Origin of the sequence: Aquimonas sp. (assembly GCF_044377145.1) — a bacterium.
Classification (GTDB): Bacteria; Pseudomonadota; Gammaproteobacteria; order Xanthomonadales; family Xanthomonadaceae; genus Aquimonas.
Map to the genome: position 1 here is coordinate 38,177 of NZ_JBILJQ010000014.1, position 25,679 is coordinate 63,855.

At 65.3% G+C, this 25,679-nt stretch carries 27 protein-coding genes and 2 tRNA genes; 11 read left to right on the forward strand and 18 right to left on the reverse strand.

The genetic code is table 11. From position 1 onward, the window contains the following. Positions 1–20 precede the first annotated feature (20 nt). The 6 genes from ACIQ7H_RS06505 to ffh form a co-directional block, all read right to left on the reverse strand. Positions 21–461: a hypothetical protein gene (locus ACIQ7H_RS06505; RefSeq protein ID WP_395789602.1), complete on the reverse strand. Its 441-nt coding sequence runs from the start codon at positions 459–461 to the stop codon at positions 21–23. Positions 462–658: 197 nt separating this feature from the next. Further along, the gene (gene rplS, locus ACIQ7H_RS06510; protein ID WP_395789604.1) at positions 659–1,027 is read right to left on the reverse strand and encodes a 50S ribosomal protein L19; all 369 of its coding nucleotides are present in this window, start codon (positions 1,025–1,027) and stop codon (positions 659–661) included. Between the two features lie 55 nt (positions 1,028–1,082). Next, positions 1,083–1,844, reverse strand: a complete 762-nt coding sequence (gene trmD / locus ACIQ7H_RS06515; RefSeq protein WP_395789606.1) for a tRNA (guanosine(37)-N1)-methyltransferase TrmD — start codon at positions 1,842–1,844, stop codon at positions 1,083–1,085. Between the two features lie 43 nt (positions 1,845–1,887). Continuing rightward, the gene (gene rimM / locus ACIQ7H_RS06520; RefSeq protein WP_395789608.1) at positions 1,888–2,400 is read right to left on the reverse strand and encodes a ribosome maturation factor RimM; all 513 of its coding nucleotides are present in this window, start codon (positions 2,398–2,400) and stop codon (positions 1,888–1,890) included. A gap of 25 nt (positions 2,401–2,425) precedes the next feature. After that, on the reverse strand, positions 2,426–2,683 hold the full coding sequence (rpsP, locus tag ACIQ7H_RS06525) for a 30S ribosomal protein S16 (RefSeq protein ID WP_395789610.1): 258 nt from the start codon (positions 2,681–2,683) through the stop codon (positions 2,426–2,428). 123 nt (positions 2,684–2,806) lie between these two features. Further along, a complete protein-coding gene (gene ffh / locus ACIQ7H_RS06530; RefSeq protein WP_395789612.1) occupies positions 2,807–4,180 on the reverse strand; it encodes a signal recognition particle protein in 1,374 nt (457 codons plus the stop codon). A 104-nt stretch (positions 4,181–4,284) separates the two neighbouring features. Here ffh and ACIQ7H_RS06535 point away from each other — a divergent pair, with 104 nt between their 5' ends. Both ACIQ7H_RS06535 and ACIQ7H_RS06540 read left to right on the forward strand, forming a co-directional pair. Further along, positions 4,285–5,085, forward strand: a complete 801-nt coding sequence (locus ACIQ7H_RS06535) for an inner membrane protein YpjD (protein ID WP_395789614.1) — start codon at positions 4,285–4,287, stop codon at positions 5,083–5,085. Next, positions 5,082–5,462: a PilZ domain-containing protein gene (locus ACIQ7H_RS06540; RefSeq protein ID WP_395789616.1), complete on the forward strand. Its 381-nt coding sequence runs from the start codon at positions 5,082–5,084 to the stop codon at positions 5,460–5,462. Before ACIQ7H_RS06535 ends, ACIQ7H_RS06540 begins: the two co-directional genes overlap by 4 nt. Positions 5,463–5,480: 18 nt before the next feature. Here the strand turns inward: ACIQ7H_RS06540 and radA are convergent, their stop codons facing one another. Continuing rightward, complete coding sequence (radA, locus tag ACIQ7H_RS06545) at positions 5,481–6,848, reverse strand: DNA repair protein RadA (protein WP_395789618.1); 1,368 nt, start codon at positions 6,846–6,848, stop codon at positions 5,481–5,483. 177 nt (positions 6,849–7,025) lie between these two features. Here radA and ACIQ7H_RS06550 point away from each other — a divergent pair, with 177 nt between their 5' ends. Then, positions 7,026–8,297 (forward strand): HlyC/CorC family transporter, encoded by a 1,272-nt coding sequence (locus tag ACIQ7H_RS06550; RefSeq protein WP_395789620.1) that lies wholly within the window; start codon positions 7,026–7,028, stop codon positions 8,295–8,297. A gap of 46 nt (positions 8,298–8,343) precedes the next feature. Here the strand turns inward: ACIQ7H_RS06550 and ACIQ7H_RS06555 are convergent. Together ACIQ7H_RS06555 and ispH are read right to left on the reverse strand one after the other, a co-directional pair. After that, positions 8,344–8,419: transfer RNA gene (locus tag ACIQ7H_RS06555), tRNA-Thr, on the reverse strand. A gap of 63 nt (positions 8,420–8,482) precedes the next feature. Then, on the reverse strand, positions 8,483–9,433 hold the full coding sequence (gene ispH / locus ACIQ7H_RS06560) for a 4-hydroxy-3-methylbut-2-enyl diphosphate reductase (RefSeq protein WP_395789622.1): 951 nt from the start codon (positions 9,431–9,433) through the stop codon (positions 8,483–8,485). A gap of 258 nt (positions 9,434–9,691) precedes the next feature. Between ispH and ACIQ7H_RS06565 the strand changes: the two genes are divergently transcribed. Then, on the forward strand, positions 9,692–11,629 hold the full coding sequence (locus ACIQ7H_RS06565) for a choice-of-anchor X domain-containing protein (RefSeq protein WP_395789624.1): 1,938 nt from the start codon (positions 9,692–9,694) through the stop codon (positions 11,627–11,629). Between the two features lie 148 nt (positions 11,630–11,777). Further along, the gene (gene oxyR, locus ACIQ7H_RS06570; RefSeq protein WP_395789626.1) at positions 11,778–12,737 is read left to right on the forward strand and encodes a DNA-binding transcriptional regulator OxyR; all 960 of its coding nucleotides are present in this window, start codon (positions 11,778–11,780) and stop codon (positions 12,735–12,737) included. Between the two features lie 191 nt (positions 12,738–12,928). On the opposite strand, the gene ACIQ7H_RS06575 is transcribed toward oxyR, so the two are convergent. After that, the gene (locus ACIQ7H_RS06575; RefSeq protein WP_395789628.1) at positions 12,929–13,276 is read right to left on the reverse strand and encodes an MGMT family protein; all 348 of its coding nucleotides are present in this window, start codon (positions 13,274–13,276) and stop codon (positions 12,929–12,931) included. A 72-nt stretch (positions 13,277–13,348) separates the two neighbouring features. Between ACIQ7H_RS06575 and ACIQ7H_RS06580 the strand changes: the two genes are divergently transcribed. Continuing rightward, positions 13,349–13,756 (forward strand): hypothetical protein, encoded by a 408-nt coding sequence (locus ACIQ7H_RS06580; protein ID WP_395789630.1) that lies wholly within the window; start codon positions 13,349–13,351, stop codon positions 13,754–13,756. 69 nt (positions 13,757–13,825) lie between these two features. Here ACIQ7H_RS06580 and phoU read toward each other — a convergent pair whose 3' ends face one another. Next, positions 13,826–14,548 (reverse strand): phosphate signaling complex protein PhoU, encoded by a 723-nt coding sequence (gene phoU, locus ACIQ7H_RS06585; RefSeq protein ID WP_395789632.1) that lies wholly within the window; start codon positions 14,546–14,548, stop codon positions 13,826–13,828. Positions 14,549–14,720: 172 nt separating this feature from the next. Here phoU and ACIQ7H_RS06590 point away from each other — a divergent pair, with 172 nt between their 5' ends. Further along, positions 14,721–15,329, forward strand: coding sequence for an exopolysaccharide biosynthesis protein (locus tag ACIQ7H_RS06590; protein ID WP_395789634.1), 609 nt, complete (start codon positions 14,721–14,723; stop codon positions 15,327–15,329). Positions 15,330–15,512: 183 nt separating this feature from the next. Here ACIQ7H_RS06590 and ACIQ7H_RS06595 read toward each other — a convergent pair whose 3' ends face one another. The 4 genes from ACIQ7H_RS06595 to hisS form a co-directional block, all read right to left on the reverse strand. Then, positions 15,513–15,761: a hypothetical protein gene (locus ACIQ7H_RS06595; RefSeq protein ID WP_395789636.1), complete on the reverse strand. Its 249-nt coding sequence runs from the start codon at positions 15,759–15,761 to the stop codon at positions 15,513–15,515. Continuing rightward, positions 15,728–16,060, reverse strand: coding sequence for a hypothetical protein (locus tag ACIQ7H_RS06600; protein WP_395789638.1), 333 nt, complete (start codon positions 16,058–16,060; stop codon positions 15,728–15,730). The genes ACIQ7H_RS06595 and ACIQ7H_RS06600 overlap by 34 nt, the downstream gene beginning before the upstream one ends. A 31-nt stretch (positions 16,061–16,091) precedes the next feature. Next, on the reverse strand, positions 16,092–16,349 hold the full coding sequence (locus tag ACIQ7H_RS06605) for a hypothetical protein (RefSeq protein ID WP_395789640.1): 258 nt from the start codon (positions 16,347–16,349) through the stop codon (positions 16,092–16,094). 87 nt (positions 16,350–16,436) lie between these two features. Then, a complete protein-coding gene (gene hisS, locus ACIQ7H_RS06610; RefSeq protein ID WP_395789642.1) occupies positions 16,437–17,834 on the reverse strand; it encodes a histidine--tRNA ligase in 1,398 nt (465 codons plus the stop codon). Positions 17,835–17,979: 145 nt separating this feature from the next. Between hisS and ACIQ7H_RS06615 the strand changes: the two genes are divergently transcribed. Together ACIQ7H_RS06615 and ACIQ7H_RS06620 are read left to right on the forward strand one after the other, a co-directional pair. Beyond that, positions 17,980–18,056 (forward strand) — tRNA-Pro (locus ACIQ7H_RS06615). Between the two features lie 186 nt (positions 18,057–18,242). Beyond that, positions 18,243–18,524 (forward strand): FmdB family zinc ribbon protein, encoded by a 282-nt coding sequence (locus ACIQ7H_RS06620; RefSeq protein WP_395789644.1) that lies wholly within the window; start codon positions 18,243–18,245, stop codon positions 18,522–18,524. Positions 18,525–18,709: 185 nt separating this feature from the next. On the opposite strand, the gene ppnN is transcribed toward ACIQ7H_RS06620, so the two are convergent. Further along, entirely contained in the window at positions 18,710–20,074 is a 1,365-nt protein-coding gene (gene ppnN / locus ACIQ7H_RS06625) for a nucleotide 5'-monophosphate nucleosidase PpnN (RefSeq protein WP_395789646.1), read from the reverse strand. A gap of 271 nt (positions 20,075–20,345) precedes the next feature. Here ppnN and rapA point away from each other — a divergent pair, with 271 nt between their 5' ends. Continuing rightward, positions 20,346–23,195, forward strand: a complete 2,850-nt coding sequence (gene rapA / locus ACIQ7H_RS06630) for an RNA polymerase-associated protein RapA (protein WP_395789648.1) — start codon at positions 20,346–20,348, stop codon at positions 23,193–23,195. Between the two features lie 173 nt (positions 23,196–23,368). Beyond that, entirely contained in the window at positions 23,369–23,878 is a 510-nt protein-coding gene (locus tag ACIQ7H_RS06635) for a PleD family two-component system response regulator (protein ID WP_395789650.1), read from the forward strand. A 90-nt stretch (positions 23,879–23,968) separates the two neighbouring features. Here the strand turns inward: ACIQ7H_RS06635 and ACIQ7H_RS06640 are convergent, their stop codons facing one another. Together ACIQ7H_RS06640 and ACIQ7H_RS06645 are read right to left on the reverse strand one after the other, a co-directional pair. Next, the gene (locus tag ACIQ7H_RS06640; RefSeq protein WP_395789652.1) at positions 23,969–24,613 is read right to left on the reverse strand and encodes a rhomboid family intramembrane serine protease; all 645 of its coding nucleotides are present in this window, start codon (positions 24,611–24,613) and stop codon (positions 23,969–23,971) included. 142 nt (positions 24,614–24,755) lie between these two features. Beyond that, positions 24,756–25,667: a histone deacetylase gene (locus tag ACIQ7H_RS06645; RefSeq protein WP_395789654.1), complete on the reverse strand. Its 912-nt coding sequence runs from the start codon at positions 25,665–25,667 to the stop codon at positions 24,756–24,758. Positions 25,668–25,679: the final 12 nt, after the last annotated feature.

Consider the following 25,679-nt stretch of genomic DNA (forward strand, 5'->3'; position numbering starts at 1 on the left):
AGCGCCAGCGCAGTCAAACCCTACTGGGCGACGGTCGCAGCTTCTTCGACCGGCACAGCTGCCGGCTCGGTGCGACCGCGGGCAACTCGCACGCCGCGGCTCTTCATCCAAGCGTCGAACTCGGCCGCCGACAGCTTCTTGCCCGCGTCCATGTTGAAGCGCCAGGGCGTATTGTCGTGTTCGGTGCGCGGCACGTAGCCAGCGTACGCATCGCCAGCTTCGGCGCAGCCAGCGAGCTGGCGCCGCAGCAGCACTGCACTCAAGGACAGCGCTTCGCTGGGGCGCGTGCCTAGCACATGCGCTACGTTCGCGGTGCTGGCCAAATCCTCATGACCCGCAGCCCATCCGCTGATGGATGCGTTGCGCAACATGCCCGCGTCGCCTTCGCAGATCGATGCAAATGCCAAGGGCGAGGCGAGGCCCGTCAAGGCGATCAGAGCCATCATCGGTAGACGCTTCATGCTGCAACCCCTTGGAACATCGGCACAAGTACCTGAGGATAGGACGCAGGCAGCTGCTGAGCAAGTCAATCCGCTCAAGAGAACGGACATGAGAGTCGTCAAGAAGCAGCCAAATACGCTCAGGGCCCGCTCCTTGCGGAGCAGGCCCTGAGCTTATCTATGCACGCACACGACTAACGTCGCGGGAAAAACGAAGATCAGCGACGAGCGCCCAGATCTTCCTTGATGCGCGCCGCGCGGCCTTCCAAATCACGCAGGTAGTACAGCTTGGCAGCGCGGACCTTGCCGCGGCGCTTCACTTCCACCGAATCGATCAGCGGCGAATGCGTCTGGAATACGCGCTCGACCCCGGTGCCGTGCGAAATCTTGCGCACAGTGAATGCGGAGTTCAGGCCGCGGTTGCGCTTGGCGATGACCACGCCTTCGTAGGCCTGGACACGCTCGCGGTTGCCTTCCTTCACCTTGACGTTGACGATCACGGTGTCGCCCGGGCCGAAGTCCGGCAGTACGCGCGAAGCCTGGGCGGCTTCGAACTCGGCAATGATGTTCTGGTTGATCTTGCTCATGACACTACCCACCGGCAAAGTTAGTCGACAAGTGTAGCGCGATTCCAAACGGATGTCAGGATCGCACCGCGTTTTTCTGCTCCGCCCATTGGAGGCGGAATTCTTCCAGCAGACGGCGATCTTCGCCGCTCAGGGTGATACGGGACAGCAGGTCCGGCCGGCGCAGCCAAGTCCGCCCCAACGACTGCTGCCGTCGCCAGCGCTGGATAGCGCGATGGTCACCTGACATCAGCACCTCCGGCACAGCGCCGTAGGCATCCTGCTCCGGTCGGCTGTAGTGCGGACAATCCAGCAAACCGTCCTCGAAACTGTCCTGGCTCGCGCTCTCGCTTCGATTGAGCGCGCCCTCCTGCAGCCGCCCGACCGCATCAATCAACACCGCCGCGGCCAGTTCGCCGCCAGACAGTACGTAGTCGCCGATCGACAGCTCCAGATCGACTTCACGCGTGACCAGACGCTCGTCGACGCCTTCATAACGACCGCACAACAGCAGCAGTCGCGGCAACCCAGCCAACAGGCGAACCCGGCGCTGGGTCAGTCGCTCGCCCTGAGGGCTGAGGTACACGACCAGAGCCGGTGCTGCCGCCATGGCGCGAACTTCCGCGAGCGCGGCGCGCAAAGGCTCAACCTGCATCACCATGCCCGGACCGCCACCGAAGGTGCGGTCGTCGACGCGGCGATGCTTGTCGACAGTGAAATCGCGCGGATTGTGGCACTGCAGATCCAACAGCCCGCCACGGATAGCGCGCCCGACCACGCCGACTTCAGCGCTAGCCGCAAAGAAATCCGGAAACAGCGTAAGCACATCGATACGCATCTGCGCTCCTCGCTGCGAGGCCTGGCCGATATCGACCCGCGCTCTAGAAGTCAGGATCCCAGTCGACCTCGACAAAGCCTGCATCGATATCGACGCGAAGCACCGCGTGGCCCTGAGTAAACGGGATCAGCCGCTCGCGTTCGCCCTGCACCACCATCACGTCGTTGGCGCCCGTGGCGATCATATGCGAGATGCGACCTAGCTCGCGTCCGTCCTGCAGGCGAACCTGCAGACCTTCAAGATCGACCCAGTAGTACTCATCAGCGGCAGGCGCCGGCAGCGAGGACCTCGCGATCCAGATTTCTTCGCCGAGACGCAGCTCCGCCTGCTCGCGGGTATCACAGCCGGGCAGACGAATCACCACCGTTTTGGACTGCTCTCGCACATCCAGCGGCCGAACTTCGACAAGCACGCCGTCGCGTCCCATCAGCCAAGGGCGATAGCGACCGATCTGGTCTCTGGGTGTGCTGTAGCTTTCGATCTTGAGCTGGCCGCGGACGCCAAACACGCCCACGACCTTGCCCATCAACACACGCCGTTCGGAGCTGTCTCCCATCGGGCTCTCCTGCGGCGCGGCTGGATCAGGCGGCCGCAGTGGGGCGGCTGGCCTGCTTGTAGAGGCTGCGGACCTTGTCGGTCAGCTGGGCGCCATTGCCGACCCAATGGTCGATACGGGCGGTGTCCAGCTGCAGGCGGAGGTCATTACCCGATGCAACCGGGTTGTAGAAACCGACGCGCTCGATGGCGCGGCCATCGCGCTTGCAGCGTTCGTCGGTAACGATGACGTGATAGAAGGGGCGCTTCTTGGCGCCACCGCGGGTCAGACGGATCTTGACCATGGTCGGTTGCTCTGTAGTTCTTGGGTGATGGTCGGACGCAAAGCGCCCGAGTGAACTCGGAATCATAACCGGAGCAGGCCGGAAGTCAAAGCGCCAATCGCACAGACAAGCAGATTCGCCGGCTCAACGCATCGGCATTCCGCCCGGGCCTCGCCCGCCCAACATGCCCTTCATGCCGCGCATCATGCCCTTCAGGCCGCCGCCGGAGAGCTTGGACATCATCTTCTCCATCTGCTGGAACTGCTTGAGCATCTTGTTGACGTCGGCCGGGCTGGTGCCTGATCCGCGCGCGATGCGAGCCCGTCGCGAACCGTTGAGGGTCGCCGGGAAGCGGCGCTCCTTCAGCGTCATCGAGCTGATGATGGCGATCATGCGGACCACTTCGCGGTCGTTGACCTGGCTCTTGACCTGATCCGGGATCTGGCCCATCCCCGGCAGCTTGTCGAGCAGGCTCGACAGGCCGCCCATGCTCTGCATCTGTTCGAGCTGGTCTCGCATGTCGTTCAGATCGAACTTCTTGCCCTTGGCGACCTTCTCGGCCAGCTTGGTGGCCTTCTCCTGATCGACCTTGCGTTCGACCTCCTCCACCAGCGACAACACATCACCCATGTCGAGGATGCGGCTGGCGACGCGGTCCGGATGGAACACATCAAGCCCATCGGGCTTCTCACCAACGCCGATGAACTTGATCGGTCGGCCAGTGATGTAACGCACCGACAGCGCCGCACCGCCCCGGGCATCGCCGTCGGTCTTGGTCAGCACCACGCCGGTCAGCGGCAGCGCCTCACTGAAAGCCTTGGCGGTGTTGGCGGCGTCCTGGCCGGTCATCGCATCGACCACGAACAAGGTCTCGACCGGATTGATCGCGGCGTGCAAGGCCTTGATCTCGGCCATCATCGCCTCGTCGATCGCCAAGCGCCCGGCGGTGTCGACCAGCAGCACGTCCACGTACTGCTTCTTCGCCGCATCGATCGCGGCGGCGGCGATCTGCAGCGGGCTCTGCTCCACCGAACTCGGATGGAAAATCGCGCCCACTTGGCCAGCCAAGGTTTCGAGCTGCTGGATCGCGGCCGGACGGTAAACGTCGCAGCTGACCACCATCACCTTTTTCTTGCGCCGTTCCTTGAGATGCTTGGCCAGCTTGGCCACCGTGGTGGTCTTGCCGGCGCCCTGCAGGCCGGCCATCAGAATGATCGCCGGCGCCGGCACGTTGAGGTTCAAGTCGGTGCTCTGCGCGCCCATCACCAGGGTCAGCTCGTCGCGCACGACCTTGATCAAGGCCTGGCCTGGCGTGAGGCTCTTGGCCACTTCCTGGCCGACCGCGCGCACCTTGATTCGCTGGATCACCGCCTGCACCACAGGCAGCGCGACATCGGCCTCAAGCAGGGCCATGCGTACATCTCGCAGTGCCTCGCGGATGTTCTCCTCCGACAGGCGACCACGTCCACGCAGTCGCTGGACGGTGGCAGACAGGCGCTGGCTCAGGGACTCGAACATGGGTAGAGGACACGGCTTGAAAGGACCGCGAAGTATAGCGAAAGCGTGCAAGTGCGCTGTATCGATGCGCAGTGCCGTGCACGCCTGTGCCACACTTTGCGGCCATGCTCAGCAATGCCATCCAGATCCTCGCCCTGTTGGCCTACGCGGCGACCGCGCTGCTGGCCCTGCGCGAGCGTCCGCAGTCGTCGGAGGCCGGCGCTTCGCGTGCGGTTTTCCTGTGCGGGCTGCTGGCAGTGGATCTGCACGCGATCGGTTATGCAATGCGCACGTGGCATCAGTCCGGCCCTGAGTTGCACTTCTTCGCGGCGCTGTCGCTGGTCGCACTCGGCATGGCAGTGGTGACGCTCGCCGACAGCATCCTGCGCAAGGTCAATGTGCTCTACGTACTGGTAATGCCCTTGGCGGCACTAGCGATGCTGCCCTATGCGTTGCTGCCGCCACAGCTGCCGGCCCCACTCTCTTGGCAGCTGCAAACGCATGCTTGGCTCGCCCTGCTTGCGTACGCGGTGATGAGTCTGGCCGCGATGATGGCCTTGATGCTGTGGGTGCAGGAGCGCAGCCTGCGGCAGCGTAGGCTGGCCAGCCAGACCCGCGGGCTGCCGCCTCTGGTGCAGATCGAAACCTTGCTGTTCCGGCTGATCCTGGTCAGCTTCGTTTTGCTGGGCCTGACCTTGCTCACCGGCGTCTTCTTCGTCGAAGACCTTCTGGCACAACATCTCGCGCACAAGACTCTGCTCTCCTTCCTATCTTGGTCGGTGCTGGGCGTGCTGCTGTTCGGTCGCCATCGCTTCGGCTGGCGGGGTCAACGCGCCGTCCGTCTGACCCTGCTTGCCATGGGCCTGCTGCTGCTGGCCTTCTTCGGCAGCAAACTGGTGCTTCAATTCATTCTCTCCCGCGCATGAGCACACCCACAGGCACCGACACCGCCACGCGCCGCCGCTACAGCCGTTTCCCGCTGGAGGGCAGCGTGCGCATCTACTCCGGCTCGGCAATGTGGACCGCCGAGCTGGTGGATCTGGCTATCCGTGGTGCCCTGGTCAGCCGGCCGGATGGCTTTGTCGCGGCCACCGGCTCGCGCTACCGGCTGGATGTGCGGCTGGAGGGCGGCCCCATCATCGGCATGGCGGTCAGCCTAGCCCACCTTGGCGCCGACACACTCGGCTTCATCTGCGAGCGGATCGACCTCGACAGCTTTCTGCGCCTGAAGCGCACCATCGAGCTCAATCTGGGCAATGCCGAACTGTTGAACCGCGAGCTGTGCTCGCTCGGCGGCGACTGACCCCGCCCACACACAGACTCAATCAGCGGCCTCCAGCGCCTGCGACAGCCGCTCGACGCCGATGATTTCCAGATCCTTGATGCTGCCTTTACGCGGCAGATTCGCCTTCGGCACGATCGCACGACGGAAGCCGTGGCTGGCGGCCTCGCGAAGGCGCTCCTCGCCATTGGGCACCGGCCGGATCTCACCGGCGAGACCCACTTCGCCGAACGACACCGTCTTCTCCGCCAGCGGCCGATCACGGTAGGACGACAGCACCGCCAGCAACACCGGCAAGTCGGCGGCGGTCTCCTGCACGCGGATGCCGCCCACCACGTTGACGAACACGTCCTGGTCAAATACCGCCAAGCCGCCGTGCCGATGCAGCACCGCGAGCAGCATCGCCAGTCGGTTCTGCTCCAGACCCAGTGACACCCTGCGCGGATTGGCCAGCGAGCTCTGATCCACCAGCGCCTGCACTTCCACCAGCAGCGGCCGGGTGCCTTCGCGGGTGACCATCACGATGCTGCCAGGCGTTTCGGCCAGCGTGCCCGACAGGAACATCGCCGACGGATTGGCGACCTCGCGCAACCCGCGGTCGCCCATCGCGAACACGCCCAGCTCATTGACCGCGCCGAAGCGGTTCTTGAATGCGCGCAGCACGCGGAAGCGGCTGCCGGCCTCGCCCTCGAAGTACAGTACCGCGTCGACCATGTGTTCGAGCACGCGCGGCCCGGCGATGCCGCCCTCCTTGGTGACATGGCCGACCAGAAAGATGCTGGTGCCCTGCTCCTTTGCATGGCGGACCAGCCGCGCCGCCGACTCACGCACCTGGCTGACCGAGCCGGGTGCGGCCGGCAGTTGCTCGGAGTGAATGGTCTGGATCGAGTCAATCACCGCCAGCTTGGGCTTCTCGGTGATCAGCTGCTGGATGATCCGCTCGACGCAGGTTTCGGTCAGGCAGCGCAAATTGGCCAGCGACAAGCCCAGCCGCGAAGCGCGGTTGGCGACCTGGCCCAGGCTTTCCTCGCCGGTGACGTACAGACCCGGCAGGCGGCTGGCCAGCGAGTCCAGGGTCTGCAGCAACAGGGTCGATTTGCCGATGCCGGGGTCGCCACCGATCAACACCACCGAGCCTTCGACCAGACCGCCGCCGAGCACTCGGTCGAACTCACCGATACCGACCTCGGTGCGCACCTCGATCCCCTGCGGCACCTGATCCAGCCGGGTGACCTGGGCCTGGGCAATGCCGCCGGCGTAACCGCTGCGACGCACCGCTGCCGCGGCTGGGGTCTCGACGAACTCGACCAGGGTGTTCCAGGCACCGCAGTCGCCACACTGGCCCTGCCATTTGTTGCTGCTGCCGCCACACTCGCTGCAGACGTAGGACACCTTCGACTTGGCCACGCGCATTCCCTGCGGTCAAACCCAGAATCTACCAGTTCACACCCGCTGGCTCAGTCCGACCTGATAGCAAGCCCAGAAACGGCCAGCAGAAGCTGGATCGGGTTTCTGCCACAATCCCCGGCCGACCGAATCGGAGGGCCACGGCCACGGCTGCTGCGCCCTCTTCCCATTGAGACCATGGACGACATACCACTAAGCCTGCTGTTCACAGCCCTTGGCATCCTGCTGGTGTTTTCAGCGTTCTTTTCCGGCTCTGAGACCGCCTTGATGTCTATCAACCGCTACCGGTTGATCCACCTGGCACGCGAAGGCAGCCGTGGCGCGCGATTGGCTCAGAAGCTGCTTGAGCAGCCGGAGCGACTGATCGGGCTGATTTTGTTGGGCAACAATTTCGTCAATATCTCCGCTTCGGCCATTGCCACCATCGCCTCGGTTCGGATCGGTGGTGAGGCTGGCGTAGTGGTCGGCACGGCCGTCCTGACCGTGGTGGTGCTGATCTTCTCCGAAGTCGCACCCAAGACCCTTGCGGCGCTCAATCCAGAGCGTGTCGCGCTGCCCGCTTCCTACATCCTGTGGCCGATGCTCCGGGTCAGCCTGCCTGTGGTCTGGGCAGTCAATCGTCTAGTGGCGGGCGTGCTGTGGCTGGCTGGCCACCGCGAACCGCCGGGTGACGCGCACGCTTTGTCGGCGCCCGAGTTGCGCACCCTGCTGCAGGAAGGCGGTCGGATGATCCCCGAGAAGCATCGGCAGATGCTGCTCAACATCCTGGCGCTGGAAGAGGCCAAGGTCGAAGACATCATGGTTCCGCGCAACGAGATCGAGGGCATCGATCTCGAAGCCGACGCCGCCGAGCTGCGCGAGCTTCTGGCCACGTTTCCGTTCAGTCGCGCACCGGTCTATCGCGGCAGCATCGACCAAGTGGTCGGCATTCTGCACCTGCGAAATCTGTTGTGCGCCGCGCCTGAAGTATTGATCGACCACGCTTTTATCGAAGCGCGAGTACGCAAGCCTTACTTCGTGCCGGAAGGCACGCCGCTGACCAAGCAGATGCTGGAGTTCCAGCGGATGAAGCGGCGCGTCGGCTTGGTGGTCGACGAATACGGCGACATCGTCGGCCTGGTCACCCTGCCCGATATTCTCGAAGAGATCGTCGGCGATTTCGTCAGCGCGCCCGGCCAGAACACCCGCCGCATCCAGCACAACGCCGACGGCAGCCTGTTGATCGACGGCCGCACTCCACTGCACAACATCAATCGACATCTCGGCTGGGACCTGCCCACCGATGAGTTCAGCACCTTGAATGGTCTGATCGTCGGTCGACTGGAAGCCCTGCCGGTCACTGGTGCCGAGGTCGAGATCGAAGGCCTGCGGATGCGCATCGAGGCCATCGGCGACAACGTGGTTCGTCAGGTACGGGTGCTGACGCCGACCGAACCAGTGCAGGACTGAAAAGACAACGGGTTGCAGCCAAAGGCGCGCAACCCGTTGATTTTCTTGGTGCCGGAAACAGGAGTCGAACCTGCGACCTACGCATTACGAATGCGCCGCTCTACCAACTGAGCTATTCCGGCGAATAGCCGCCAAGTTTAGGCGCGACAGCGGACGCGGTCAATCCAAGCGCGTCCGCCCACCAGCTACACCACGAGCGTGACGCGCAGTTCCTTGGGCAAGGCGAAGATGACGTTCTCCGGCTCGCCTTCAAGTTCGCGAACGCCCTCGGCGCCAAGCTCACGCAGGCGCTGCAGCACGCCCTGCACCAACAACTCAGGCGCAGAAGCACCGGCGGTTACGCCTATACGCGTCCGCCCCGCCAGCCACGGCGGGTCAATGTCATCCGCGCCGTCAATCAGGAACGCCTGTACGCCCTGTTTCTCGGCCAGCTCCCGCAGCCGGTTCGAGTTGGAACTGTTGACCGAGCCGACCACCAGCAGCAGATCGCATTCCGCAGCCAAGCGGCGCACCGCGTCCTGCCGGTTCTGGGTGGCGTAGCAGATATCGTCTTTGCGCGGGCCCTGGATGGCCGGGAAACGCTGGCGCAGCGCCTCGATCACGCTGCGGGTGTCGTCCACCGACAGCGTCGTCTGGGTGGTGTAGGCCAAGTGCGCGGGCTGGCTGACCTCGGTCCGCGCGACATCATCAACCGATTCGACCAGGTAGATGCGGCCGGTGCCTCCCTGCGCGTCCCATTGGCCCATCGTGCCCTCGACCTCCGGATGGCCGGCGTGCCCGATCAACACCACGTCGCGGCCGGCGCGACAGTGCTGGGCCACCTCCATATGCACCTTGGTGACCAGCGGGCAGGTCGCATCGAACACCTTCAGCGCGCGCCGTGAGGCTTCCGCACGGACGGCCTGGGAAACGCCGTGCGCGCTGAAGATCACGGTGGCGCCATCCGGCACCTGGTCGAGCTCGTCGACGAAGACTGCTCCGCGCGCGCGAAGGTCCTCCACCACATAGCGGTTGTGCACCACTTCGTGGCGCACGTAAATCGGCGCGCCGAAGGTCTCCAGGGCGCGCTTGACGATTTCAATGGCGCGATCGACGCCGGCGCAGAAGCCGCGCGGGTTGGCTAGCAAGATATCCATCGCGCAAGTTTAGCCCGGGTGCGGCTCAGACCGAAGTCCGCGGCTGCTGCGCGGTGGTCACTTCGCTGCAGCGCGCCATGCATTACTGAATCGTTCAGGTATAAACGCCATGCGGTGGCGTAGGGAGGAGCGCGACGAACTGGCAGCCCGGCGGACTTCGGGGGCGACGCTGCTGGCGAGTGGTTCGCCCCGATTCGCTGCTGATCACACCGGGCGCGATCCTCGCCCCGGCACTCGCACACCCTGGGGAGGGACCAGATGAAACTCACGCCTTTGGCGCTGTTCACAGCGTCGTTTTTTTTGCTGACTGCCACCGCCGCACACGCTGAGCTCGGCGCCAAGCAATTGGCTGGCCCGGCCGAGGAGATCGCGCAGATGCGCGCACCCGATGCGGCAGCCGGCGCCATCCATTCGAAGTCGGCGCTGATCCCGATCGAGCTGTCGATGAACAAGGCCGGGCGTCTGGCCTGGTCCGGCAGCTTGCCTGTCGAGCAGCCGAACCTGCAGGTCCTGCTGTTGGCCGACAGCGGCCACGGCTGGGACTTCTCGCTGCGCAATCCAGCCGGTGGCCTCAACAAAGCTGGCAACCTGGCTTCGAAAATCGAGCGCGGCGAGTTCGGCATGGAATCGACCCGCTTCCCGTCCGAGCTGTACAGCTTCGACGGGCTGGCCAAAGGTGCCTGGACCGCCGAAGTGCGCGCGGAAGGCACCGCACCGCGGCGCGGCTTCCTGCTGATCGAGGGTGACCCGGCAACCGAACTGACCTCGTACCCCGCACACCTGAAGTTTCACTCGCAGGGCCAGATCGCATTGACTGCGCAGCTCAGCGCCGGCCGCGATGGCAGGGTCGTGCTGGGACACGCCGCAGGCAGCATCGACGAGGCGAAGATCACGGTCAGCCGCGCCGACGGCCGGGTTGAATCGGTCGCGATGTTCGACGATGGCCTGCACGCCGATGGCGCCGCAGGTGACGGCATCTTCGGCGGTCTGTTCGCCGCGGGCGAAGCGGGGCTGGTGAACGCGCAAGTGGTGGTGAAGGGCCGCAATGCCGATGGCGTCGCGCTGATGCGCACCGCCGAACATCTGATCCCGGTAGTCGATGCCGATCTCCAGCTCGGCGCACGCGCAGACGGCGTGGCTGCCAAGAGTGGCGGCGACAGCCGGGTATCCATCGAGCTCGCCGTGCAGACACCCAAGAGCAACCAGCACTACCGCGCCGTCGGTGAGGTCTGGGGCCGCGACGCCACAGGCGCGCCGGTGGCGATCGCCTGGATCGGCGGCATGGTCCAGCCCGAAGCGGGCCGGATCAGCCTCGGCTTCGACGAGCGCTGGGTGATCAAGTCCGGTGCCAGCGGCCCGTTCGAACTGCGCAATCTGCGCCTTGAAGACCCCGACCATTTCGTGACCGTGGCCGAGGCGAAATCGATACCGCTCAACCTGCCCGCACTGCGCAGCAAGGCCAGCGCAGGCGAGATCGTGATCGATGAGCTGATGACCATGGGCCCGCGCCCGACCGAGTCGGTGCAGGCCAAGGGCGTTGGCAGCCGTCTGCTGCTGGTGCACGGCTACTGCTCTGGCGGCGTCTGGCCGGCCGGCCAGTTCAGCAATGCCTCGACCTTCCTGGACGCCAACCAGAACCGCACCCACGACCAGTTCGCCCAGCGCATCCGCGACTTCGGCGCGACCTGGAACTCGTTCGGAACCGTGTCGCACAGCCAGGGCGGCGCCGCCTCGCTGCATCTGTACGCGTTCTACTGGAGCGGTCTCGACAACGCCGTCGGCGCGCGCCGCATGCAGTCGGTCGGCACGCCCTACCAGGGCACCAACCTGTCCGGCGTACTGGCCGCCCTCGGCGGCATCTTCGGGGTCGGCTGCGGCAGCAACAGCAACATGACCTACAGCGGCGCGGCGAGCTGGCTGGCGGGCGTACCCAACTCGGCGCGCGGACAGGCGAACTACTACACCACCGCCTTCCGCAGCACCAACTGGTGGACCAACGACTACTGCAACTTCGCCTCCGATCTGGTCCTGAGTGACCCCGAAGACGGCACCGTGGAGCGCACCTATGGCCAGCTGCCCGGCGGTATCAACCGCGGCCACGTCACGGGCCAGTGCCACACGGCTGGCATGCGTGACCCAGCGCAGTACAGCGATAGCGGCCGCAACTCGGTGATGAACAGCAACGCCGCGCGCTGACGAGCGTCGGCAGTCCGGGTGCAAGGCCCGCACGCTGCGGGCCTTGTTCTTTCTGCAGTCTGTTTGGGGCAGCCCACGGCGGACCGCTTGATTGCCAAAGCCAATTGTCAGTATCTTCGCCATCGATACCAGCTATTGGAATCCAGCAATGAATCTGCGTGACCTCCGCTATCTGGTTGCCTTGGCCGAGCTGCGCCACTTCCGGCGCGCGGCCGATGCGTGTTTCGTCAGCCAACCGACGTTGTCCACCCAAATCCGCAAGATCGAGGATGAGCTCGGCGTGACCTTGGTCGAACGCGCGCCGCGCAAGGTGATGCTGACCCCGGCAGGCGTCGAGATCGCCCAGCGCGCGCGGGTGGTACTGGACGAGATCGAGCAGATCCGCGCCATCGCGCGGCGCAGCGTCGACCCGGAAGCGGGCTCTTTGCGTCTAGGTATTTTTCCGACCCTGGCGCCGTATCTGCTTCCCCATGTGGTGCCCCTGCTACGCCAGCGCTTTCCGCGGATGGAGCTGCTGCTGATCGAGGAGAAGACCGAACTGCTGTTGCAGCAGCTGCAGGCCGGCCGCATCGACGCGGCGGTGCTGGCGCTGCCGCTGCACGAAGACCAGCTGCATACGGAACTCCTGTTCGAGGAACCCTTCGTGCTGGCAGTACCGAGCGGGCATCCGCTGGCCAATGCAGAACGACTGAGCCTGAACGATATCGCCACCGAGCGCCTACTGCTGCTCGATGAAGGTCATTGCCTGCGTGACCAGGCGCTGGATGTCTGCCATTTGGCCGGAGCCAGCGAGAAGGATGGCTTCAGAGCCACCAGCCTTGAGACCCTGCGCCAGATGGTTTCTGCAGGTGTTGGCATCACCTTGCTGCCGCTGCTGGCGGTGCAGCCGCCGGTGCCGCGTTCGGATAGCCTGCGCCTGCTCGCTTTCACCGATTCGCGCCCCAGCCGGCAGATCGCCCTGGTCTGGCGCAAGTCGGCAGCCAACAGCGATTTTCTCGGCACGGTCGCCGAAGTGTTGCGCAGCCTGCCGCCTGAACTGCTGGAGCCACCGCGCGAAGGTGCCACCAAACCGCGCGGCAGCAATCTCCGGCGCCGCAAGCCCGGCTGAAAGCCGCCGCAGGGCCTAGCAGCCTGTCGGGCTTTGGGGGCCGAGGCGAAAAGTCGCCTGCGCGAGGACAGTTTTTCGACGATTTGCAGGCCAATAGTGGGTGTTATTGGCCAAGAATCGGCGGAAAAATGGACCGCGCAGGCGGATTTGCAGCCCGGCCATCCAAAGCCCGACAGGCTGCTAGGCCACGCTCACCGCGCCGGAGGTGCCCATAGCTGGCTGTCCAGATCATCGCTCCGCGGCGACCGCTGCACGCGCAATCCATCGACCTTCAGACCCTCGGCGCGCAGCCTGCGAGCCTGTTCAAGTGCGGCCCTGGAGCCGGGTTCGAACGCGATCCGCCCGTCCGAACGCAGCACCCGATGCCAAGGCAGATCCGGCTCGGCCGCCTCAGTCAGCACGCGCGCCACGAATCGAGCGTGTCGCGGCAAACCGGCCGCCCTCGCCACTTCGGCGTAGCCACGCACTTCGCCGTGGGCGATCGAACGCACTACCACGAGGATGGACTGGCGTTTCGGATCGGTCGAGCTGGTGGACATCGTTGGCGCAAGAGTCTGGAAGCGGCGGTCAGGCTGGTAGCATAGGCCGCTCCTTCACGCACTGCGAAAATCATGCAGAACTTCGAACAGGTCCGCGCACACGTTGCCCCCAACTACACGGTCAGCCGCAGCGAGCCCTATCTGATCGGGATCGAGCTCACCCTGAACAACGGCGCCCGTCATCAGGGTCTGTTTTTGACCGAGCTTGAAGACGAGGACGGCCGCAAGTTTCTGCGCGTCAGCACTGCACTCGCCCCCACCACCGGGCTGGATGCGAAGCGCGCCCTGGCTTTCAACTGGGAGCAGCGCGTCGGCTATCTCGCTATGTCGGAACTCGATGGCCTGACCTACCTGCAGCTGTGCGAAAACCGCCCGCTGGAAGGCCTGAGCGCGGCGGAGATCGATCGCCTGATCCTGGAAATCGGTGGCTTGGGCGACCGTATGGAGCGCGCACTGTCCGCCGGCGGCGATCTGTTCTGATCAGGGCACCCGAGCTATGACCGGGCCTGCCTCCGGCCACAACGGAGGCTCCAGGCCTCACCGACCCACTCAGTGCTGCCGCAGATCGGTCGCCGCTTCCTCGCGCGCTTTCGGATGCCGCACGTCGCGGCCTTCAACCATATAGAACACATAGCCCGCGATGTTCTTGGCGTGGTCGCCGATGCGCTCCAGCGACTTCAATGCGTACAGCGCCTGCACGCCTGGCGCCACCGCGGAAGGGCTGGCCGCCATCAGGGTGGTGAGCTGGTCGATGCTGGACTTGTAGACCGCATCCAGGCGCTCATCCTCGCTGCGGGTCCGATCCGCCTGCTGCAGATCCAGCCGCACCAGCGCATTCAGCGCCCCGCGCAGCATCGCTGCGGAGATTTTCGACATGCCGGTGATTTCGGTGATCATCGGCACCTCGACACTGTCTTCCGCCGACTCCATCAGTGCGATCGCAATCCGCGCCAGCTTCTTGGATTCGTCGCCGATCCGCTCCAGGTCATTGACCGACTTCGACAGGGTGAGGATGGCACGCAGGTCGACGCCCTGCGGTGCGCGGTTGCCGATCAGCACCGCGATATCGGCATCGGCCTGCAACTCGTAACGGTCGATCTGGCGGTCCCCGGCCACCACCTGCTCGGCCAGCCGGGCATCTCGGTGCTGCAGCGCATGGATGCCGCAGCGCAATTGCTCCTCCACTGCGCCGCCCATGCGGATCACCAGATCTCGCAGAGCCGCCAGCTCAGCGCCGAGTGCCTTGTTTGCTTCGCCCGCGCGTTCAGCCATTGCAGATCCACTCCAGCATGTTGCGGTCGACACGCGTCAACCGCCGCGCGTGCCCGAGTGTATCGCCGGCGAGCGATGCGGGTGGCTCGCACCGGGCGCCAGTGTATTTTTTCTGACCGCCACACCGCCACGAATCAGTGCGCATAAAGCGCGGCTGCGTCAGGCTAGCGGCATGCACGACTCCAAAGCCCCCAGTACCAGCCAGATTCTGCGCGATCTGGCCGCCTTGCCCGACCCCATTCAACCTCGCGTCGAAGACTTGCTTGCCGCCTTCGGACGACGCGCGTTCGGCGCGCTGCTGCTGCTGGCGACCATGCCATCGTTCATCCCCCTGCCGTTCGGGGTGGGCGCGATCAGCGGGCCGCTGGTGTCGCTGGTCGGCCTGCAGATGTTGCTGTGCCTGCGCCAGCCCTGGCTGCCGCGACGCCTACGCGAGAAAGTGGTTCCAAAAGCGCGCTTGGTCGGCTTCAACACACGCTTGGGCGGGCTTCTGGCGCGGATCGAGCGACTGTGTCGGCCACGCCTGAACGGACTGTCCACACGGGTAACATCGATCGCCTTCACCGGCGCGCAACTGGTTCTGCTGGGCCTGCTGCTGGCGCTGCCCATCCCGCTCACCAACTATCCGTTCGGCCTGCTGCTGGTGCTGTACGCGCTGGCCCTGATCGAACGCGATGGCATCTTGCTGCTGATCGCCTGGGTGCTGGGGATCGGCACGATTACCGCATCGGCGCTGCTGTCTAGCGAGGTGATCGGACTGCTGCAGCGGCTGTGGGTCTGAGCGACGCGCGACTGCGATCGCAGACACTAAACACGGACATCCGATCTCGCGGCGACGGGGCATCGAATCGTGCTGGCCGTTACGCTTTGCGCAACGCATGTTTCGCGCGAGATCAACTGCTCAGCGTTCGGAACGCCACCGCAGGGCAGGTTCCTCAGTTGGCAGGCGACGCTGTCGCCACGCTCAGAAGCTCAAAGGACTGCGCCTGGGCTGCGCCCCCACGGCAGGCTCAAGCGTTTCGAGCACAGCCTGAAGGTGAGTCTTGGCCTTGTGAGCCGGACGCAGTGCAGCCAGCTTCGACTGCCACAGCTCAGCGCGCTGGGTCTGCAGATAGACCGCACGCATTTCGCGCAGATGCGCGCCAGACGTCTCGTACGCACGCGGCTTGAGCTCGGCGATCAGCCCTTCGACGCGTTTCCAATACAGCTCCATGGCGATTCCGGATGGGACCCGCTGAGTGTCCGGGCCAGCGTCTCCTGAACGCTGTGGCGGTTCTGGATGTCGACGCCAGAGCGCTGATAATCGGACGGGCTCAAGCTGCTGTGCGGCAACGTGGCCATCACCACGTCCATGCATTCGCCCAGCTCGTAGGCGCTGTGGTCATCGTCATGGGAGCTTTCAAGCTGGCGGACGCCTTCGCGCAACAGCTCATCGCCCAACTCCAGCACGGCATCGCCGGCACCGCGCGCCAAAAGCGTCTGCAGCAGAATCTGCACTTCCGGGTAACCCACCTGGGGCGCCCGCCCGCGCGGCCGTGAACTGTTAGGAGGGTGGAGCGGTGGCCCGCACGATGGTGCGCCTCGTTTCGGCCGTCAGCGGCTGTGTCCCCTCGATGCGGACCGCGGTGGCATAGGTCTCGCTGCCATCGACCCAGGCCGCCAACGTACCGTCGGCCGTCAGGCTCAGCTCCCGCACCGCTCCGACACAGCCGTGACCGCGATCGGTGATGGTGGCGCCGGCCCAATCGCGCAGCTGATACATGCTCAAGCTGTGCAGATAGGCGATGACCTGAGTCGTCATGATCCACCCTTCGGGTGACACCCAGGCAGTCCAGACGCGCGCGCCGATTCAAGCGGCATGCACTCGGCCCGCTCAGCGGTGAACGCTTCAGCCGCGCTGGCTACCGCGTCCGGCCATCGCCCGCGCCTGTTCGATCTCGACCCGCAGCGCGCGCACCAGATCATCACGCGGGACTTCGAACTGCTCCTGCTTGCGCATGTCCTTGACCGCGACCACGCCGCGGGTGGCTTCCTCTTCGCCCAGCAGCAGCACGAAGCGGATGCCCGCGCGATCGGCGTACTGGAACTGCTTGGCGATCTTTTTCGCCTCCAGCTGCACTTCCGCATTGATGCCAGCACGACGCAGTTCTGAGGCGAGCTTCAGATAGTCCGGCAGACGCGTCTCATCCATCTGCGCCACCAGCACCTCGACACTGCTTTCGGCGGCCTGAATCAGCCCCGCCTCGCGCAGCTGCCAGAACAGCCTGGATGCGCCGATCGAGATGCCCACGCCAGGCAGGTGCGACTTGGTGTACTGGCCGGCCAGGTTCTCGTAGCGACCGCCCGAACAGATCGAGCCGATCTGCGGGTAGTCATTCAGCGTGGTCTCGTAGACGGTGCCGGTGTAGTAGTCCAGCCCACGCGCGATCGACAGGTTGATCGCGTAGTTGGCTTCGGGCACACCGAAGGCGCGCACCATTTCCAGCACTTCGCGCAGTTCGCCGATGCCTTGGTTGAAGGTGTCGCTGCCCTGCCCCAGGCGCTCCAGCTGAGCCAAGGCATCGGCGTGGCCAGCCGAGCGGATCTGCACAAAGTCGAGGATCTGCTCGACGGCCTCGGCCGTCATTCCGAACGGTGTGGCGCTCAGGGTTTCGCGCACGTAGTCGGGGCCGCGTTTGTCGAGCTTGTCGACCTCGCGCAGGACCGCGCCCTGCGTTTCACCATCCGCTACGCCCAAGCCTTCGAAAAAGCCGCGCATCAGCTTGCGATTGTTGATCTGGATGGTGAACGCGCCGATCGCCAGATCACTGAACACCGAATGGATCACCGCCGGCAGTTCAGCATCGAAACGGATCGACAGCGCGTCCTTGCCGATCACGTCGATATCGCACTGATAGAACTCGCGGAAGCGTCCGCGCTGGGCGCGCTCGCCGCGGTAGACGCGCTGGATCTGGTAGCGCCGGAACGGAAAGCTGAGGTTGTGTTCGTGCTCGGCCACATAGCGCGCCAATGGCACGGTCAGGTCGAAGCGCAGCGCCTGTTCCGGCATCGCCCCGGCCTCGGCTTTTTCCAACGAGCCGGTGCTTTGCACGAAATACACCTGGCGCTCGGTCTCGCCGCCCGATTTGGTCAGCAGCACTTCGGACAGCTCCATCACCGGCGTTTCCACCGGCAGGAAGCCGTAGCGCTCGAAGTTGCCGCGAATGATGTCGAGCATGCGCTGGAAGGCGATCTGGTCGCGCGGCAGCAGTTCCAGGACGCCGGGTACGGTGCGTGGCTTGATCAAGACAGACTCTCCGTCTGGGTTGGGGCGGCGACAGGCGCCAACGTGAGGCTGCAAAGGCTACCAGTTTGTCCGTGAGGCCTCACGGCCGTCTTGCGCAGGCTGCGCAAGGCCCGTATGATGCGCGGCTCGCACGAGGCGACAAGATCGGGGTGTAGCTCAGCTTGGTAGAGCGCTACTTTCGGGAAGTAGAAGTCGGAGGTTCGAATCCTCTCACCCCGACCACTCGTCACGTGCCGCAATCAACCCCGCCATCGAGCGGGGTTTTTTGTGCGCCGGGTTTTTGCGCCACGAGTTGGGCGCCACGGTCGAGCATCGCTCGCTACTCGGCGCAGGCACGATGAATACCCCGCTTGCGCCCTAGCGCCGCCGGTCGCATCTTCAAGCACTGGACCCCGCAGGACTCACGCCATGCCGATCTTCGAGTACCGCAGCACCGCCGAAGGTTGCGAGCACTGCCTCGACGGCTTCGATCACCTGCAGAAACTGTCCGATCCCGAGCTCGAAACCTGCCCCAAGTGCGGCGGCCCGATTCGCAAGCAGATCGGCGCACCCGCGCTAGCCATGGGTGGTGCACACCTGTTGCGCGAGAAAAACGTCAGCGCGAAAGGCTTCACCCAATACCGCAAGATCGGCAAGGGCGTGTACGAGAAGACGGCCGGCAAAGGGCCGGGAATCATTCGAGGCGACTGAAACCGCGGCTCTCGACGGGATCGGGAACTGGAGAATCGTTTAGCCCGCCCTGCACGGCCGATACGCCCGTGCCGGCAACAACCAAGGGCGACCCAGGCCGCCCTTGGATTTGCCAGATCAAAGCGATGCAGCGCGGTCGCGAGAGGCCGCTTCAACGACTCCCGACTCCCGATTCCCGGCCCAAATCAGCCGACGCGATAGCACGGCTTGTAGTCGCCGCTCATCTTCATCCGCCGCTGCTCGACAAAGGCGCGGAGCAGGGCGTCCAGCGCACGCATGATTTCGGCTTCGCCGTCGATCACGTAGGGGCCGAACTGTTCGATCGCACGCATGCCTTCTTCTTTCACGTTGCCGGCGACGATGCCGGAGAACGCGCGCCGCAGGTCGGCCGCCAGCTGATGCGCCGGCTGATCGCGATGCAGCTTGAGGCCAGCCATGTTCTCGTGGGTTGGCGCGAACGGGTGCTGGAACTCGGGCTGGATGCGCAGCGCCCAGTTGAAGAAGAACGCATCCTTGGTATCGAGCCGGTGCTCGCGCACCTTCGACAGCCCGCGCTCCATGTAGCGCGCCACTTCGCGCGGATCGTCAACGATGATCTTGTAGCGCTCGGCGGCGGACTCGCCCAAGGTCAGGCGCAGGAACTGGTCGATCTGCTCGAAGTAGGCGGCCGATTCCTTCGGCCCGGTGAACACCACCGGGAACGGCAGGTGGGCGTTGTCCGGGTGCAGCAGGATGCCGAGCAGATAGAGGATTTCCTCCGCTGTGCCGACACCGCCCGGGAACACGATGATGCCGTGGCCGACGCGGACGAACGCCTCAAGCCGCTTCTCGATGTCCGGCATGATCACCAGATGATTGACGATCGGGTTCGGCGACTCGGCGGCGATGATGCCAGGCTCGGTGATGCCGATGTAGCGGTTCTCGCGTCGACGTTGCTTGGCGTGGCCGACCGCGGCGCCCTTCATCGGGCCTTTCATCGCACCCGGGCCGCAACCGGTGCAGATGTCGATGTCGCGCAGGCCGAGCTCGTAGCCGACGTGTTTGGTGTATTCGTATTCGTGGCGGGCGATCGAGTGGCCGCCCCAGCACACCACGAGATTCGGCTCGACGTGCGGACGCAGCACACGCGCATTGCGCAGGATCTCGAACACCGCATTGGTGATGTCCTGGGTGTCTTCCAGGTTGAAGCGCCCTGAGCTTTGCACTTCGGTCGAGACATAGGCGATGTCGCGCACCACGGCGAACAGCAGCTCGGCGACACCGGCGATGATCTTGCCGTCGACGAAGGCCTGCGCGGGCGCGTGGCGCAGTTCCAAGCGGACGCCGCGGTCCTGCTGTTGCACTTCGATTTCAAACTCAGGGTAGCGCTCGAGCGCGGCGCGCGGGTCGTCGCTGGTGCTGCCGGAGGTGAGCACGGCCAGCGCGCAGCGGCGCAGCAGTTCGTGCAGACCACCCTTGGAGGCATCGCGCAGCCGGCTGACTTCGCTGCGCGACAGGACATCGAGGCCGCCGCGCGGCGAGATGCGGGCATTTACGGTAATCGGGGACATTCGTGGTTCCTGTGGCGGTGGAATACACGCCAGCGGGCTCGCGAACCTGCAATTCGCGCGAGCAGAGGCGGTCGCGGCCCCAGCCGTGGGGCATCGCTGGTCACCTTGCGCGGCGGCCGGCGCGCGCGAGGGGGTCTGGCTGCGCGCCCGGACAGGCGGCGCAAAGCGGCCGGCGAGGATCGCACAGCCGAAGCCGGCGGTGAAGAGCGGACGGAGAGGCAGGCATGTTCCGACGTATGAGGGCGGAGTCAGGCGGGGTAGAATTCCGCGGATGAATTCTCCTTTCGTCCCCGGACAGCGTTGGCTGTCCACTGCCGAGCCCGAGCTCGGCCTGGGCACGGTGATGCGCCTGATTGGCCGCAGCGTGCAGATCGTCTTCACTGGAAGCGGCGTGGTGCGCCAATACGCGCTCGAAAGCGCACCGCTGGTGCGCGCCGAGTTCCGCGTCGGCGAGCGCCTGCGCACCGAAGGTGTCGAGTACACAGTGGAGGCAATCAACATCGTCGATGGCCTGTATGTCTACGCGGTCGGCGACCGCGAAATCAATGAAGGCCTGCTCGATGCCGAGCAGCCGGTCTCGCAGGCCGACGCGCGCCTGCTGTCGGGCCGGGTTGACCGAAGCCCCGCCTTTGAACTGCGCCGCGAGGCCCTGCGTCGTCGAGCCGAAGCGCGCCGCCACCCCGGCTGGGGGGTTTTGGGCGCGCGCATCGACCTGATCCCACATCAGCTTAAAGTCGCAGAGTTGGCTGCCGAGCGTCGGCAACCGCGGCTGCTGCTGGCTGATGAAGTGGGCCTCGGCAAGACCATTGAAGCCGGCATGATCACCGCTCAACAACTGGCGACCGGCCGCGCGCAGCGCGTGCTGGTGCTGGTGCCAGAGAGCCTGGTGCACCAGTGGTTCGTTGAACTGCTGCGGCGTTTCAATCTGCGCTTTGCCCTGTACGACGAAGAGCGGTGCGAAGCGATCACCGAGGTCGACCCCAGTCGCAATCCGTTCGAAGACGAGCAGTGCGTGATCGCCGCGGTCGGCTGGCTGGCGAACGATCGCAAACGCTGCAAGCAGCTGCTGGAGGCCGGCTGGGACCTGCTGGTGGTGGACGAAGCCCATCATCTGGCCTGGGCACCCGAGCAGCCGAGTCCGGAGTACGCCCTGGTCGAGCAACTATCGACACGTGTGCCAGGGCTGATCCTGCTGACCGCCACGCCCGAACAGCTCGGCCGCAGCGGCCATTTCGCGCGCCTGCGTCTGCTCGACGCCGCGCGCTATTCCGATCTCGATGCCTTCATCGCCGAATCCGACCGCCATCTGGCGCTGTCGCGGGTCACCGAGGCCCTGCTGGAATCGCGTGCGCCGGATGCCGAAGGCACCGCCCTGTTGCAGGCGCTGTTTGCCGACGAGCCGGCGACACTGGCCGCCGCCCTGCCGAAGATCGAGGCCGGCGACGAGGCCGCCGCGTGGAAGCTGGTTGAAGCACTGATCGACCGCCACGGCACCGGCCGGGTGATGATCCGCAACCGCCGCGCTGCCGTCGGCGGTTTCCCGGAACGCATCCCCCACGTCGAACGCTTGCACGACCCGAGCGATGACCCCGCCCTGCCCGGCCGACTGCGTGCCGAAGCACTGGCCGACATCGGCGCGCCCGGCCACCACGAACCCGAACACGACTACACCCGCGACCCGCGCTTCGAATGGCTGCTGCAGCGGCTGGAGGCATTGGCTCCGGCCAAGGTGCTGCTGCTGTGCCGTTCACGGGCCAAGGTGCAGGCGCTGGACGAAGCCCTGCGAGTGCGTTCCGGCCTGCCGGTGGCGCGCTTCCACGAAGACATGAACCTGCTGCAGCGCGACCGCGCCGCCGCCTACTTCGCCGATCCCGAGGGCGCGCGCCTGCTGATCGCATCCGAAGTCGGCGCCGAAGGCCGCAACTTCCAGTTCGCCCAGCACCTGGTGCTGTGGGATCTGCCGATCGATCCCGACATGCTTGAGCAGCGCATCGGCCGGCTAGACCGCATCGGCCAGAAGGGCGCCGTGCAGATCCATGCGGTGGCGATCAACGGCAGCCCGCAGGACCTGCTGCTGCGCTGGTACGACGAGGGCTTGGACGCCTTCCGCAGCGTGTGTGCCGATGGCCGCGAGCTGCTGCGCCGGTTCGGCCCGCGCCTGCTGGCGCTTACCGAGAACCCGAGCGACATCGACGTCGATGCGCTGATGGATGACACCCGCACGCAGCACGCCGAGCTGTCCGATCGCGTGCATCGGGGCCGAGATCGCCTGCTCGAGCTGTCCAGCCAGCGCGCCGCGGGCAACGGTCGCCTGCAGCAGGCGCTGGGCCTGGACGACATCGCCGCCACCATTGAGGACTACCCGCTGCGGCTGCTGGAACACTTCGGCATCCACAACGAGCCGCAGGGCAACGAGATCGTGCTGCTCGACCCCGAATACGTCACCCTCGATGCCTTCGACGAGCTCAAGGGCGGCCCGCGTCAGGCGACCTTTTCCCGAGCACGCGCGCTGGCCCGCGACGACCTGCTCTACCTGCGCGCCGATCACCCACTGCTGCTGAACGCCGAAGAGCTGCTGCTGTCATCGGAAACCGGCAATGCAGTGGCCTTGGTTGATGACAGCCTGCCGCAGCGCAGCCTGCTGCTGGAAGCGCTGTACGTGCTCGAGTGCGTTGCCGACCCGAGTCTGCATGTCGACCGCTTCCTGCCGCCGCTGCCGCTGACCGTCGTGGTCGACACCCGCCTGCAGCTGAAGCCCGACTACATCCCCGGCGCCCGCGCCCTGCGTGCTTCCGGCGATCGACCGGTCGACCTGAGCCGCCAGCGCAAGCTGCTGACCACCCTGATCCCCAGCATGCTCGGCGCCACCGAGAAGGACGCCAAGGCCCAGGCTGCGGCCCGCATCGAAACCGCACTCGGCCAGGCCGAAGACTTGCTGGGCGGCGAGATCGAGCGGTTGAAGCGGCTGGCGCGGATCAACCCCGCGGTGCGTCCGGAAGAGGTCGAAGCGCTGGAGCGCGAGCATGTCGCCCTGCTTGCGGTGATGCCGCAGGCGCGGCCGCGACTCGACGCGCTGCGGCTGATCCTGAGCCCGGATGTGGTCACGATGCGGGCGAGCTAGCCGCTGCGGGTGGCATCGATACGGGCGGGCTCAGCCGCCCGCGTGTGGTCTGCGATTGGTGTTTCTGCTGAAGTTGCAGGCCGTGTCACAAAGTGTGTCTCACAGGGGGCTTGCGCCACGGAATAACAAATTGTGACAATCCGCGTCACACGAGCGTTACTGGGGAATGCGTCATGAGTGGAGTGGGCCTGTTCAAGCGGCTGTTCGGTGGCGAAGACCGGGTGATCGGCGAGCGGCGTATCCGCCCGCGCCAGCACGCGCGACCGGATACGCGGTTCCTGATCATCGACGACTCCACCACCATCGTCACGGTGCTGCGGCGAATGCTGCAGCAGAACGGTTTCGCCACCCGCGAGGCCTACGACGCCGAACGCGGCATCGAGATCGCCGAAGCAGAAGTGCCGCACCTGATCTTCCTCGACATCGTGCTGCCGGGCATGAGCGGCTTTGAGGCCCTGCGCCATCTGCGCCGGTCGCCAGTGACCCGCAACATCCCGATCATCATGATCAGCGGCAACGAGCAGGCTACCGAACAGTTTTACCTGCAGCGGATCGGCGCCGACGACTTCATGAAGAAGCCGTTCAACCGCGATGAAGTGTTCAGCCGGATCAGCCGCCTGCTGGGGCCCGACCTGCTGCCGCATCGGCCCGAGGGCAGCTATATCCTGCGGGCGGCGGTCTGAGTCGAGTATTGGGAATCGAGCTGAGCCAGTGACACCCTCCGGTCCATTGCCGATTCCCCAGTCACAACTCCAGGCGTGGCCTGCGCCCTGTCACCGCCGCCACCCGAATGGCCAACTCCGCCGCCAGTACTGGATCAGCAGAAAGCCGAACAGCATGCCGCCGAGGTGGGCGAAGTGAGCAATGCCTGATTGGGTTCCGGTCACGCCCATGAACAGTTCAACCAGTCCGTAGCCGATCACCAGGGTGCGTGCCTTCATCGGGATCGGTGGAATCAGCAGCATCACGCGGCGTTCGGGAAACATCATGCCGAAGGCCAGCAGCACGCCGAACACACCGCCCGAAGCGCCGACGGTGGGATACAGACCGCCACCACTGCTGATCGCCGAGGTCGCCACCACCAGTTGCACCAAGCCGGCTCCAACGATGCAGGTCAGCACGTAAATCAGGTACACGCGCGAGCCCCAGTGGGCTTCGATCGCCGCGCCGAACATGAACAAGGCCAGCATGTTGAAAAACAAGTGGCCGAAGCTGCCGTGCAGAAAACCATAGCTGATCAGCTGCCAGGGCAGAAAGCCCACGGTGATCAAACGACCGTCGCCGGTCTGAGCAGGGAACTCGCCGGCGGGCCACAGAGCAAACCAGGCCAGCACGTCGTCGCCGGCCCAGGACTGCAGCACGAACACCAGAATGTTCGCGAACAGCAGCGCTTTGGTGATGGGAGGAATGCGATCCATGCGGTGGTCCTGGCTCAAGAGGCTGCCGGTATAGGCAGGTCGGCGATTGTAGGTGGCTCACGCCCGCCTGCGGCCGGAAGATTCGCCAGCGCGACTTGATTCGAACAACACGGCGCCACCAGCGCCCAGCGTGCGCTCGCGCTCACGCCCCACCGCGCCAATGCTCCAGCGCCGCGCTGACCGTGGCGAAGTGGATGTCGACGATGTCGTCGATGACAGGGGCGTAGCCGCCGGCCATGCTGATCGACAGCGGCAGGCCGTGGCGGCGGCAGCTCGCCAGCACACGCCGGTCGCGCTCCAGCAGTCCCTCCTTGCTCAGCTTGAGGTAGCCCAAGCGATCGCCTTCGAACGGATCCGCACCGGCCAGATAGATCACGGCATCCGGACGCGCCGCGCTGATCGCGCGCGGCAGGTGATGATCCAGCAGCTCAAGATAGCGAGCGTCATCAACGCCATCTTCCAGCGCGACATCGAGATCCGAGGCGGGCTTCACTGCCGGGTAATTGCGTTCAGCATGCATCGAGAAGGTATAGATGCTCGGGTCATCCGCGCAGATCGCCGCGGTGCCATCGCCCTGATGCACGTCAAGGTCGACCACCAGCAGCCGATCGGCCAATCCTGCCGCCTGCACGTGGCGCGCAGCCACCACAGAATCGTTGAACACGCAGTAGCCGCCGCCACGGTTGAAGCCCGCATGGTGGGTGCCGCCGGCCAGATTCACGCCGACACCATCGCCGGCCAGGGCCGCAGTCAGCGCACCGATCGTGCCGCCTGACGAACGCCGCGAGCGGTCGACCATGCCCGGCGACCACGGAAACCCGATCCGCCGCAGCTCCGCCTCGCTGGCCCGTCCCTGCAGCATGCGCTCGACGTACTGCGGGCAATGCACGCGCAGCAGGTCGTCAAGCAAGGCGGGCGTGGGTTCGTAGAGCTGCAGGCCTGACGACTGCGCCAAGGGCTGCACGCGTTCAAACAGGCGCCGGTACTTGTCCATCGGAAAGCGGTGCTCCGGCGGCAGCGGCAGCACGAAGTGGTGGCAGTAGAAGGCCTTCATGCGGCGATGTTC